The 12,601-nt window shown below is 59.7% G+C and carries 12 protein-coding genes, 1 tRNA gene and 1 pseudogene; 5 read left to right on the top strand and 9 right to left on the bottom strand.

The window, feature by feature from the left end; all coding sequences use genetic code 11:
* Positions 1-52 precede the first annotated feature (52 nt).
* Both ACEN93_RS27065 and ACEN93_RS27060 read left to right on the top strand, forming a co-directional pair.
* A complete protein-coding gene (locus tag ACEN93_RS27065) occupies positions 53-997 on the top strand; it encodes an alpha/beta hydrolase (protein WP_495610717.1) in 945 nt (314 codons plus the stop codon).
* Positions 998-1,157: 160 nt separating this feature from the next.
* Positions 1,158-1,571 (top strand): VOC family protein, encoded by a 414-nt coding sequence (locus tag ACEN93_RS27060; protein ID WP_039771540.1) that lies wholly within the window; start codon positions 1,158-1,160, stop codon positions 1,569-1,571.
* A gap of 57 nt (positions 1,572-1,628) precedes the next feature.
* Here the strand turns inward: ACEN93_RS27060 and ACEN93_RS27055 are convergent, their stop codons facing one another.
* The 5 genes and pseudogenes from ACEN93_RS27055 to ACEN93_RS27035 form a co-directional block, all read right to left on the bottom strand.
* Positions 1,629-1,958: a hypothetical protein gene (locus ACEN93_RS27055; protein WP_039771542.1), complete on the bottom strand. Its 330-nt coding sequence runs from the start codon at positions 1,956-1,958 to the stop codon at positions 1,629-1,631.
* A gap of 74 nt (positions 1,959-2,032) precedes the next feature.
* Positions 2,033-3,064 (bottom strand): RNA 3'-terminal phosphate cyclase, encoded by a 1,032-nt coding sequence (gene rtcA / locus ACEN93_RS27050; RefSeq protein ID WP_495610716.1) that lies wholly within the window; start codon positions 3,062-3,064, stop codon positions 2,033-2,035.
* An 8-nt stretch (positions 3,065-3,072) separates the two neighbouring features.
* Positions 3,073-3,861, bottom strand: coding sequence for a nucleotidyltransferase domain-containing protein (locus ACEN93_RS27045; protein WP_039771545.1), 789 nt, complete (start codon positions 3,859-3,861; stop codon positions 3,073-3,075).
* 39 nt (positions 3,862-3,900) lie between these two features.
* Positions 3,901-5,126: pseudogene (locus ACEN93_RS27040) on the bottom strand (RtcB family protein).
* 239 nt (positions 5,127-5,365) lie between these two features.
* Positions 5,366-6,913, bottom strand: a complete 1,548-nt coding sequence (locus tag ACEN93_RS27035) for an RNA-binding protein (RefSeq protein ID WP_495610715.1) — start codon at positions 6,911-6,913, stop codon at positions 5,366-5,368.
* A gap of 205 nt (positions 6,914-7,118) precedes the next feature.
* Between ACEN93_RS27035 and rtcR the strand changes: the two genes are divergently transcribed.
* The 3 genes from rtcR to ACEN93_RS27020 all read left to right on the top strand — a co-directional run bounded on the left by rtcR (position 7,119) and on the right by ACEN93_RS27020 (position 9,319).
* Entirely contained in the window at positions 7,119-8,720 is a 1,602-nt protein-coding gene (rtcR, locus tag ACEN93_RS27030) for an RNA repair transcriptional activator RtcR (protein ID WP_163974525.1), read from the top strand.
* Positions 8,721-8,800: 80 nt separating this feature from the next.
* A complete protein-coding gene (locus ACEN93_RS27025) occupies positions 8,801-8,968 on the top strand; it encodes a hypothetical protein (RefSeq protein ID WP_166742349.1) in 168 nt (55 codons plus the stop codon).
* 93 nt (positions 8,969-9,061) lie between these two features.
* On the top strand, positions 9,062-9,319 hold the full coding sequence (locus ACEN93_RS27020) for a hypothetical protein (RefSeq protein ID WP_414881452.1): 258 nt from the start codon (positions 9,062-9,064) through the stop codon (positions 9,317-9,319).
* 88 nt (positions 9,320-9,407) lie between these two features.
* Here the strand turns inward: ACEN93_RS27020 and ACEN93_RS27015 are convergent.
* The 4 genes from ACEN93_RS27015 to pheT form a co-directional block, all read right to left on the bottom strand.
* A tRNA-Pro gene (locus tag ACEN93_RS27015) sits at positions 9,408-9,484 on the bottom strand.
* An 89-nt stretch (positions 9,485-9,573) separates the two neighbouring features.
* A complete protein-coding gene (locus ACEN93_RS27010) occupies positions 9,574-9,930 on the bottom strand; it encodes a MerR family transcriptional regulator (protein ID WP_003179985.1) in 357 nt (118 codons plus the stop codon).
* Complete coding sequence (ihfA, locus tag ACEN93_RS27005) at positions 9,911-10,213, bottom strand: integration host factor subunit alpha (RefSeq protein WP_002553164.1); 303 nt, start codon at positions 10,211-10,213, stop codon at positions 9,911-9,913. Before ihfA ends, ACEN93_RS27010 begins: the two co-directional genes overlap by 20 nt.
* Before the next feature lie 3 nt (positions 10,214-10,216).
* Positions 10,217-12,595 carry a phenylalanine--tRNA ligase subunit beta gene (gene pheT / locus ACEN93_RS27000; RefSeq protein WP_495610714.1) on the bottom strand — a complete coding sequence of 793 codons (2,379 nt, stop codon included), beginning with the start codon at positions 12,593-12,595 and terminating at the stop codon, positions 10,217-10,219.
* Positions 12,596-12,601 lie beyond the last annotated feature (6 nt).

The raw sequence follows: 12,601 nt of genomic DNA, 5'->3' as shown, positions 1-12,601 counted from the left end.
TCAAGGCATCTGGTAAAAAGCGTTCTTTGTCCGCGCCTTGGTGAAACGTTTAATGTTCCTCGCCTTCATGACCCGACTTCGACGCCGCCGTCTGGCGTTCGCCTGCATGGCTGCCCTGATCATCGGCGTGCCGGCGAGTTGTGCCGTGCTGGAACACACCGAGCGCAAGCTGCTGTTTCGCATTGAACCGGGCACCGCCGGCTGGTATCACGGCTTGCCCGGCAGCGTGCAGGAACTCGACCTGCAACCGAAAAGCTTCAAGGCCGGGCAAAACATTCACGCATGGTGGTGGCCGGCAGAGCGCGCCGATGCACCGGCCATTCTTTATTTGCATGGCGTACGCTGGAATCTGACAGGGCAACTGTTTCGTATCGAACAATTGCGCGCGGCAGGTTATTCGGTATTGGCCATCGACTATCGCGGTTTCGGCCAGAGCCGTGGCGATCTGCCGTCGGAAAGCACGGTGTACGAAGATGCCCGGGTAGCCTGGGAACGCTTCCAGCTGTTGCAACCCGATCCGAACAAACGCCTGATCTACGGGCACTCGCTGGGCGGCGCGGTCGCCATCGATCTGGCTGCCGAACTCGGTCGCGATGCCGCCAGAAATCACACCCCACTGCCGGTGCGCGGGCTGGTCATCGAATCCACGTTTACCTCCCTGGCGGATGTTGCGGCAGCCGTGGCCAACACCTCCCTTCCGGTACGCTGGCTGTTGTCGCAGAAATTCGACTCCATCGACAAGATCGCCGAAATCCACATGCCGTTGCTGGTGGTGCACGGTCTGGCCGACGCCTTCGTGCCGTCACGCTTCAGCGAACAACTGTTCGCCGCCGCCCGGCAGCCGAAGCGCCTGCTGCTGGTGCCCGGCGCAACCCACAACAACAGCATGGCGCTGGGCGGACAGAACTATCGCAAGGCGATCGATGCGCTGATGCAAACCCGACCTGCCGCTCGGGTGGCAGGCGCTGCGGTGCAAAAGAATCCGCGCGATTCCTGACGTCCCTCCCCCGCAGACCATCGGTCACCCCGAAAGGAAATTCTTGCAGCATCGGCTGGAAATCCGGCGATCTAACGCTTTGCTGGATGGAGTCCATCCATGACGCTGCTTCGGCACACCCGGCCGCGCGGCGTTCCACTGCCTATTCGGGAGCACCACCATGAAAATCAACCCGTACCTGATCTTCAACGGCGACTGCCGCACTGCCTTCACGTTTTACGAGCAATGCCTGCAAGGCAAACTCGAAGCGATGATGACCTTCGGCGAAACCCCGGCCGCCGAACATGTCCCCAAAGAGCACCACAACCTGATCATCCACACCTGCCTGAAAGTCGGCGATCAGATGCTCATGGCTTCGGACACCACGCCCGATCGCCCGACCCAAGGCATGAGCGGTTGTTCGATTTCCCTGAATGTCGACAGCATTGCCGAGGCCGAACGGGTGTTTAACGCCCTGGCCAGGGACGGTCGTGTCGACATGCCGCTGGAAGCCACCTTCTGGGCCGCGCGCTTTGGCATGTTGGTGGATCGTTTTGGCGTGTCGTGGATGGTCAATTGCGAAAGTGACAAGTGACGCTGTCATTGCAGCGGACATGAAAAAGCCCGACCTCTTCAGGTCGGGCTTTTTCGTTCAACGCTGGGCCAGTTCATGGCGAACGCACTGCTCGTAGTAGGTTTGCTTGACGGCCGCCGGCTTGAGGCGCGACGCGCTGTCATAGGTCTGCTCGGTAATGCCCATGGCGGTCATGCGCATCCACGGTTGCTGAAACTTGCGTGCCTGCAAGCGCTTGCGCGCGCCATACAGGGAAATCCCTGACAACTTCGATTGTTGCGCGCCGGCCGCGATGTCCGAGCCCCAGGCACACGCAAAACGATGGCTCTTGCTCAGTTCCCTGGCCTGGGCCTCCAACGCGAACAGAGCGAGGGAAAGCGTTGCTACGGTGATGACAATCGTCCGCATATAGCCCACCTAACCTTTTGAAAAAAGGCGAGTTTGCCGGGACTGAAAGCTTTCGGGGGCCAGCAATTTGCCGCCTATTGCTCCCGAGCGCGAACTTCAACCTTTAACCGGTCTGCGCCTTCTTCCTGGCACTGGACGTGGATCGGTACAAACCGCTCGATCACCGAGATGTTGCTGTGCAAATGCTCGGTCATCCTGGGCGTGGTAAACGATCCACCTCCGGCCAGCACGATCGGCAACAGCAGTTGATCAGCCAGATGCTCCGCTACCGCCGCACCGCTGTGCAACCAATCGGTCGCTTGATCGATCGCGGCGTCCGCCACCTTCTCCGAACGCAGTGAGGCTTGACCGAAAGCGCTGAAAACCTCGGTGACGTGTTCAAACGCATATTCCAGCAGCAGCACATTGCCCGGTCCACATGCCGGATCAAGGATGACGGTGTTCAATTCTGCTGACACCATGTTCAATCGCTGGGCCACCCTTTCGAGCTCGCGGACACCGACACTCGGCGCCAGTCCCGCCGTCAGCGCAAACGCCTGTTGCGAAAGCGGCAAACCGCGCTCACACAAGTGCAGTGCTGACAGTTTCGATGGTTGCACCCTGACGTCGATTTCACCGCCACCCGCCGGTACAAACCCGTGGCGCAGCAACGTCAGTTCAACCTCCGCGCCCATGCGTCGCAGCAGCGGCAGCCAGCTGCGGCTGAGAAAATCGGTCGGTGGTGCCAGCGGATTATGCGTGCCGCCGCTGATCCGCACGCGGCTGGCTTGCGGCGCCAGTAACAAGGCGGGCAGCAAGGTTTGCAACACCAGGGTGCAACCGCCGGCGGTGCCAATGGCAAGGCGATAATCGCCGCCACGGATCGGCCCTGGCTCGAAGCTCAATGTCTGCGAGCCCAGTTCAGCCCCCTGGACCTTCGCACCGCAGACCTGCGCCGCCGCCATCACGGCGGTCAGATGCTGGCGCAACAGGCCCGGACGACTGCGACGGGCCCGAATCCGCTCTATTCGAAACGCCTGGCCCGTCACCATCGACAGACTCAGCGCACTGCGCAACACCTGGCCACCGCCGATGGCGCCGTCCAGCTCAATCACGTCCTGTTTCATTTTTTTCCTTAGGCGTACAAACCAACGGTTTCCCGCAGGAATTGATTGAGCTGGCGCGAATCCTCCCGGGTTCGGGGCAATGTCGGCACCACACGCTCAAGTTCCTCCTCGATGAACGCATGCAGCGCCGGACGACGAGGACCGTAAGCGCTTTCGTCGGCATTGCGCTTGAGCGCAAGCAATTCATCGACTTCATCGAGCAAGGCCCGGTCATCGACGGTGCTCAGCAGATCGCTGAACGTCATCGGCGGCCGACCCCGTCCCTGATCGATCCAGCGCACCGCCAGCAGGGGCCGCAGTACATAGAAGTACTTCTTGAACCGCACGCTTTCGCCTTGCAGATAACCACGGAAGGTCTTCTTCGCCATCGACAGGTAATGATTGCGCGCGGCTGGCGGGCTGTAGAACGCCTCGGCCAGTGCCCGCAGCTGAGAAACCGCTGCAGTCTCGCTGCGATAAACCAGCGGTGAGTCGAGCCATTCGAGCAAGGTCGGGTTGGATTTGCGCAACAGCCCGAGGGTTTTGCGCAGCTCCCAGCCACTGACATCCAGCTCGTCATCCAGCGGCCGCTCGATCACATCACTTGGCGTATCGACCTGGACGAACCACTCCGGTTTCTCCACATAAACGAAGCGCACATCGTAATCACTGTCCGGCGAGGCAAAACCCCAGGCCCGGCTGCCCGATTCGCAGGCATACAGCACCGTGACATTGCGTTCGCGTTCTATGCGCGCCAGTTCTTCCAGCACCCGGGCGCGCATGGCGCTGCACAGCGGGTGACGTTCTTCGAATTTCATGTCCTTCAATCCTTGTTCCGGCGTGCCTTGCGGCACGCGTTATCCCTTGACGCACACCACCTGACGCAGGGTGTGCAGCACTTCAACCAGCTCACGCTGGGCGTGCATGACTTTGTCGATGTCCTTGTAGGCCATCGGAATTTCATCGATCACCGCAGCGTCCTTGCGGCATTCAACGTGCGCGGTGGCGCGGATCTGGTCTTCGACGGTGAAGGTGTTTTGGCCTTGGTTCGGCTCATGGTTCGACCGGCACCGTGGCTGCAGGAGCAAAACGATTCTTCGTTGCCCAGACCGCGCACGATGAAACTCTTGGCGCCCATCGAACCGGGAATGATCCCCAACTCGCCCTTCTTCGCTGACACCGCGCCTTTGCGGGTGACCAGAATGTCCTCGCCGAAATGCCGCTCTTTCTGCACGTAGTTGTGGTGGCAGTTCACCGCTTCCAGCGCGACGTCGAATGGCTTGCGGATGATCTGCCGCGTGGCCTGAATCACCGCTTGCATCATCAGCGCACGGTTCTGCTTGGCGAAATCCTGGGCCCAGCCCACGGCTTCCACGTAGTCATCAAAATGCCGGCTGCCTTCTTCGAAGTACGCCAGGTCACGATCCGGCAGGTTGGCGATGTGCTGACGCATATCCGCCTGGGCCATCTGGATGAACAGGTTGCCGATGGCGTTGCCGACACCGCGCGAGCCGCTGTGCAACATGAACCAGACCCGGTTGGCCTCATCCAGGCACACTTCGATGAAGTGGTTACCGCTGCCCAGTGTTCCGAGATGCCCGCGGTTGTTGGTGTTGGCCAGTTTCGGGTACTTGTCGGTGATCGCCTTGAACCGTGGATTCAACGCCGCCCAGGCCTGATCGGCCTGTTGCGGGACTTCGTCCCAGGCGCCTTTGTCACGGCGCGACCGGGTCGAACTGCGGCCATGAGGCACCGCTTGCTCGATGGCACTGCGCAGGCCATGCAGATTGTCCGGCAGATCGGCCGCAGTCAGCGAGGTTCGCGCGGCAATCATGCCGCAACCGATGTCCACCCCGACCGCTGCCGGGATGATCGCGCCGACCGTTGGAATCACGCTGCCGATGGTCGAGCCCTTGCCCAGATGGACGTCCGGCATGACCGCCAGGTGCTTGAAGATGAAGGGCATCTTCGCCGTGTTCATCAACTGCTCGCGCGCTTCGTTTTCCACCGGGACGCCTTCGGTCCAGAGCTTGATCGGTTTGCCGTTGGCGACTTCCAGCAGTTGGTAAGTGTGTTCTTTCATCATCTCGATTCTTCAAGTAGTCCCACCGGCAGTCGCCGGCAGATTCAAAAAAAGGTGGCACGACAAAGGTTGATGACTGTTGCGCGTTGCCGCGCACCGGGGTTAGCCGGCCTCAAATGTACAGCCATCGGCATTCGTGCCGTCACGCGCACTGACAAGGGTTTGGTGGGACGTCTTGGATGTAGTCCCACCGGCATTCAGTGCCCGTGACAAATCAATTCGTTGGGCGGCTCAGCGCTTCACCCCATGCTTTCAATCGCTTCGACCCAGTGCTGCGGTCCGTACAGGCCGGCAGTGAACTGCTCGATCACATCGAACACCGCGTCACTGAAACCGCCGACATTCAGGATGTCGTCACGATCCGCCGCTGGTGTCGCCCAACCCGGTTGCAGGTCAATGCAAATCAGGCGTGCCTGGGGGTTGATGCGCTTTATCCGTTCCCATTGCAGCATCGTCTCGCTGGCGCCCTGGCGTCGCGCATCGATCCAGGATTCGTTGTCCGACACCATGATCAGCGTATCGACCCTGGCCTTGCTGTCCGCCAGCTTCTTCAACGGCGCCGAGCAGCAGGTTCCGCCGCCGAAAATGCCCGCAAGCTTTTCGGCATTACTGATCACACTGTCGCGCGGGTTGAGAGTGATATCCACCACCTTCCATTCGAACGGCATCACCCGCGCCGTCGGTTGTTTGCGCAACACCGCCGCCGTAATCAACGCCGCCACATCGATGCAGCGCACCGCCGTGGTCGCGCCCTGACGGTAACCGGTCAGCGGGCTGCCCATCGAGCCGGAAACATCCGGGCAAACCACCACCGCACCCGGAAGCTTCGGCACATTGGTCAACGACAGCTCCAGCGCATCCTGCAAAGCCTCGCGAATCAGCGCCGGCACGTCATCGCCGACCATCCTGTACGCCGCCAGCAACTGGTACGGATACACCCGCGCTTTAGCGACCGCTTCAGGATCCGCCAACCGCACGGCCACGTATTCGGTGCAACCCGGTACTTCAAAAGCACCGTGGCGCGCCAGCGTATTAAGGTTGATACGCAGGCCATGCCAGCCCATGTTTCGTGCCTGAGCCGCCCATTGCTCCTTGCTCAATGTTTCGTTACCGAGCAATTGAAACGGCACTTCAGGCACTTGATCACTCGCACCGCTGCGAAAGGCCAGCAAATCGCGAGTCAGTGCGGGCAACGCCTGTGCATCCACCGGTTTACCGATCACCCAGGCAAAAAAAGCTTCGCGCCAGGCCTCGGACGGTTTTGGGTGAACCATCTTCACCACATCCGCCAGCGAAGGCTGATTGCCGATCGATGCCTGCAACAGCTGTCGCTCGGTCGCGCTGTTCAGCCAGTTCTGCACCAGACGCTTGGGTTGAGAACCGAGGGAGCGGCGACCGGTGGCGCCACTGCGCAGGATCTGCACGAAGTTGCGCAGCATCTTGCCGCTGTCCACGACCTGCCCGAACACCTCCGGCACCAGCGCCGAACGCTGAGCCGTCAGCGCTGCCAGCAACAACGCCGGCATGTCTTTCATGTGTCCTTTCTGGCGAGCATAAAGAGCGGCATTTGCCACGAAACGGCTGTCCAGCTCCGCCACCAGCTTCAACACCTGATCCAAGTGACTTTGCGCGGATGCGTAAAAGGTCGAATTCAGGCAACCGGTGACTGCCAACTGAGCCAATTGATGCTTGGGCGTGTAGGCATAAGCCGCGGCTCCGGAAGCATTTAAAGTGTCGCAGGCCGGCAGGGTTTTCGATTGCGTGTTGAAGAGGTTGAAGTTGGCCATCGTGGCGTCTCGCTGTGTTGTCCTGTTCGTTGCGAGAGGTATAGCAGCCGCTGTGCCAATTTTTGACGACCATCGTGAAATATTTTTATCTATTTGATTTATAACGTTTTTATTTCTAGAGCGAGCGTGACCTGATTTTCATCACGACAAATAAAGCCCTAGAACACTATCATTCGATATCGTCATTTATCTTTCAGGATAATCAATGTCCAGCAAGCGCACCGTCGCCATCGGTTTCATCGGCGCCACCCTCGATCGCGTAGGCAAAGGCGCCAACCGCTGGAACCATTGGCGGCCTAGCGTGGGCCTGTGCCAGCAACCGGACGTATTGATCCATCGCCTGGAACTGATACACGGCACAGATGCACGGGACGCGAGCCTGGCCGAACGCATTCGCGAGGACATCCGTCAGGTGTCTCCGGGCACGGAAGTGCGCCTGCACCCGATGGCGTTGCGCAACCCCTGGGATTTCGAAGAGGTCTACGGCGCACTCCACGACTTCACCTCCGAGTACACCTTCGATACCGAGCGTGAGGACTATCTGGTGCACATCACCACGGGGACCCACGTCGCGCAGATCTGCTGGTTCTTGCTGACCGAGGCGCGCTACCTGCCCGCGCGCCTGATCCAGACCTCCCCCGCCCGCCGCAAGAGCGAAGAAGAACCGGCCACCGGCACCCACGCCCTGATCGACCTGGATCTGTCGCGCTACGACCGGATTGCTTCACGCTTCACCCACAGACGTCTGGAAGGCCTGGAGTTTCTCAAGTCCGGCATCGCCACCCGCAACACCGCATTCAACCGCTCGATCGAGCAGATCGAACGCGTGGCCGTGCGCTCGAAAGCGCCGATGCTGCTGATCGGCCCGACCGGCGCCGGCAAATCCTTTCTCGCCCGACGCATCTACGAGCTCAAACGCAGTCGCCATCAAATGCAGGGACGTTTCGTTGAAGTCAACTGCGCCACCCTGCGTGGCGACGGGGCAATGTCCGCGCTGTTCGGCCACGTCAAAGGCGCCTTTACCGGCGCACAAAACGCTCGCGACGGCCTGCTGCGCGCAGCTGACGGCGGCATGTTGTTTCTCGACGAGATCGGCGAGCTGGGCGCGGACGAACAAGCCATGCTGCTCAAGGCCATCGAAGAGAAGCGCTTCTTCCCGCTGGGCTCGGACAAGGAGGTCGACAGCGATTTCCTGATCATCGCCGGCACCCACCGCGACCTGCGCAGTCGCGTCGCCGAAGGTCTGTTCAGGGAAGATCTCTACGCACGGATCAACCTCTGGACGTTCGACCTGCCGGGCCTGGCGGGTCGCCGCGAAGACATCGAACCCAACATCGATTTCGAGCTTGAACGCCACGCGCGCGAACACGGCCAACTGGTGCGCTTCAATCTTGAAGCACGACGGCGCTACTTGAGTTTCGCCAGCTCACGGGAAGCTGCGTGGCTGGGCAATTTCCGCGAGCTTTCGGCCTCGATCACGCGCATGGCGACGCTGGCCGACAGCGGGCGAATCGATGAAGCGCAGGTCGAGGAGGAAATTGATCGGCTGCGGTATGCGTGGGGCCTGGCGCAACCGGCCGGGATGACGAATGACTTGCCGGGCGATGCCGAGACGCTGGATCTGTTTGATCGATTGCAATTGAAAGCAGTGCTTGAGGTTTGTAGACAGGCAGACAGCTTGTCGGATGCCGGCAGGCGACTGTTCGGCGTGTCGCGACAGGCGAAGGCGCAGCCCAATGATGCGGACCGATTGAGGAAGTACCTCGGACGGTTCGGCATTGACTGGAGCCAGTTGCGTGAGCAGTGAAACATGACCGTGACCAATTGAGTCGATGAGATAAACTGCGCCGCACCGCGATACCGGCACCGAACGAAGGACAAAAACGGATGGACTTACTGGATTTTTTTTCAAACCTGCTATCGATTCTTGACGGCTTCCAGACGTCCGGCCAAAAGCCTCGCAGAGTCTTCACCCGCGGATTTGTCGTGACCTGCGTCTTTGTGGCGATCATCGAGCTGTTCTTGCTGAACCACATCTATAGCGGGCGTGCGTGAAGAATAGCTATGAGTTCCCGCCCGTCAGTTGACCGGCACTTTACCCCGAGTCAGAACTTCCAACGTCTATCCACCTGACGCGGAAGCCCGACGATGAACAGAACCATTGCAGCCCTCATGCTTGGAAGTCTTTTATCTGCCACCGCACCGCTGGCGATGGCGGGAAGCAGCGTACCGCCTACCGGAATTCCAGGGGTCAATCAGGGAGGCACCGAATCCAAGGAAGACAAGGCCGATAAAAAGGGTGAAGAAGCCTCGGGGTCGAACTCCGGTGCAGAGTCCCACGAGACAGAGAAGGACGCACAAACATCCAGCAGGTCGAAGGATGGATTTGAAGAAAAGAAACCTTGAACGGTTTTGCTGCAACAGCAATTTTTCGCGGGCACAAAAAAGCCGATCCAGGTGATCGGCTTAAATGTCTGATTTTACTCAGGAATAATGGTCGGGACGGAGTGATTCGAACACTCGACCCCTAGCACCCCATGCTAGTGCGCTACCGGACTGCGCTACGCCCCGACTAGGCGTGAAACTCGCTCTTCGTCTCGAAGAACGCTCAAGAATATATCGCAAGCTTTTGAAAACTGGAAGTATTTAAAAGCAGGAAATTATTTCTTGAGAACCACCAGAACGTCTTCGAGCTCGGCGATCATCTGGCGGATCATTTGCTTGTATTGGGTGGTGTCGTCTTTGGCCTCATCGCCGGACAGTCGCAGACGCGCACCGCCGATGGTGAACCCCTGATCGTAAAGGAGCGCGCGGATCTGCCGGATCATCAGCACGTCCTGGCGCTGATAATACCGGCGGTTTCCGCGGCGTTTGACGGGGTTGAGCTGAGGAAACTCCTGCTCCCAATAGCGCAGCACGTGTGGTTTTACCGCACACAGCTCGCTGACTTCACCGATGGTGAAGTAGCGTTTGCCCGGGATGACGGGTAGTTCGTCGTTATGACTTGGTTCCAGCATAAGCCTCAACTCGGGCCTTCAACTTCTGCCCTGGACGAAAGGTGACCACACGGCGAGCCGTGATCGGGATTTCTTCCCCCGTTTTCGGGTTGCGGCCAGGCCGCTGGCGTTTGTCCCGAAGGTCGAAATTGCCGAAACCCGACAATTTGACCTGCTCGTTGTCTTCGAGAGCGTGCCTGATTTCCTCGAAAAACAGCTCCACCAATTCCTTGGCTTCCCGCTTGTTCAGGCCCAGCTCTTCATACAGACGTTCCGCCATCTCAGCTTTCGTCAAAGCCCCCATACGTCACTTCCTTAACGTGGCGTTCAACCTTTGTTCGAGCGAGGTGAGGATATTTTGCGTCGTCGAATTCACCTCATCGTCATTAAGAGTGCGCGATGGATGCTGCCAGGTCAAGCCGACTGCAAGGCTTTTTCTATCAGGATCAATGCCTTTACCCTGATACACGTCAAATAGCCTGAGGTCTGTCAGCCATTCGCCTGCATTTTCACGGATTACGTCCAGTACAGCCGAGGCTGCGACGTCTTTGTGCGCAATCAGTGCCAGGTCACGACGCACCTCAGGAAAGCGCGACAACTCATGGAATTTCGGCATTTTACCCAGAGCGACTTCAGCCAGAACCAGCTCGAAGACGAAGACCGGACGGTCGAGACCCAGGGATTTCGACAACTCAGGGTGAATCGCGCCGATAAAGCCGACTTCACGCCCTTCCCGCTCGATGCGTGCGGTCTGGCCAGGATGCAGTGCAGGATGTTTACCCGGTGCAAAAGTGAACTGATCCAGCGCACCAGCAAAGCCCAGCACCGCTTCTACGTCAGCCTTGACGTCGAAGAAGTCAACGGTGTCGCGACCTTGCGCCCAGCCTTCCGGCAGACGGCTGCCGCACACCACACCGGCGATCATCGGCTCTTGTTTCAGACCTTCCAGCTGACCTACAAAGCGCAGACCGCTCTCGAACAGACGAACGCGATCCTGCTGACGGTTGAGGTTGTGCTGCAGCGCCTTGACCAGACCCGGCCACAGCGACGAACGCATGGCGGCCATGTCATTGGAGATCGGGTTCGCCAACAGCAGCGGCTCAACGCCCGGGTTGAACAGCTCGAACTGCTTCGGATCGATGAAACTGTAAGTGATTGCTTCCTGATAACCACGAGCGACCAGCAGACGACGCAGTTCCGGCAGATCGCTGCGCGCTTCGGCCTTGGCCTGTGGCGCCAGACGAGCTTGCGGGTAACGAACCGGCAGGCGGTTGTAACCGTACAGACGTGCCAGCTCTTCGATCAGATCGACTTCCAGGCTGATATCGAAGCGATGGCTCGGCACTTCTACGCGCCACTGCCCTGCTCCGTCGGCGGAAACCTTCAGACCCAAAGCACTGAGCAGACGCTCGACTTCGGCGGAATCCATTTCCATGCCCAGCATCTGGGTAATGCGCTGCGCACGCAGAGTGATCGGCGCGATCGACGGCAGGTGCTGCTCGCTGACGGTCTCGATGATCGGGCCAGCTTCGCCACCGGTGATTTCCAGCAGCAGGCCAGTGGCGCGCTCCATGGCTTCACGGGCCAGTTGCCAGTCCACACCGCGCTCGTAGCGGTGCGAAGCATCGGTGTGCAGACCGTAGGAACGAGCCTTGCCCGCCACAGCGATCTGGTCGAAGAACGCACTCTCAAGGAATACATCGCGAGTGGTCGCGGATACACCGCTGTGCTCGCCACCCATCACGCCGGCAATCGCCAGAGCGCGACTGTGGTCGGCGATCACCAGCGTATCGCTACGCAGGCTGACTTCCTGACCGTCGAGCAGCACGAGCTTCTCACCCTCTTCCGCCATGCGCACCCGGATGCCGCCATTGATTTCGGCGAGATCGAAAGCGTGCAGCGGCTGACCCAGTTCGAGCATTACGTAGTTGGTGATGTCGACTGCGGCATCGATGCTGCGCACTTCAGCGCGACGCAGACGCTCAACCATCCACAGCGGCGTCGGCTTGGACAGATCAACGTTGCGAATGACACGACCCAGATAACGCGGGCACGCGGCAGGTGCCAGAACCTCTACCGAGCGCACTTCGTCGTGCACCGCAGGAACGGTCATCACCACCGGGCGAGTGACCGGAGCGTCGTACAGCGCGCCGACTTCACGAGCCAGACCAGCCAGAGACAGACAGTCGCCACGGTTCGGAGTCAGGTCGACTTCGATGCTGGCGTCTTCCAGGTCCAGATAAACACGGAAATCTTCGCCCACCGGCGCATCAGCCGGCAGCTCCATCAGACCGTCATTGCCTTCGCCGATCTGAAGTTCGGCTTGCGAGCACAGCATGCCGTTGGACTCGACGCCGCGCAGCTTGGCCTTCTTGATCTTGAAGTCGCCCGGCAGTTCGGCACCGATCATCGCGAACGGAATCTTCAGGCCCGGACGCACGTTTGGCGCACCGCACACGACCTGGAAAGTTTCCGCGCCATTGCTGACCTGGCAAACGCGCAATTTGTCGGCATCGGGGTGCTGCTCGGTGCTCAGCACCTCGCCCACCACCACGCCACTGAAAACACCGGCGGCCGGCGTAACGCTATCGACCTCAAGACCGGCCATCGACAGACGGGCAACCAGCGCGTCGCGATCTACCTGCGGGCTGACCCAGCCACGCAGCCATTGTTCACTGAATTTCATCCTGCT

Source organism: Pseudomonas sp. Pseusp21, from assembly GCF_059492145.1.
The sequence above is the reverse complement of the archived record's forward strand: the minus strand, read 5'-3'. Positions and strand labels throughout refer to the sequence as shown.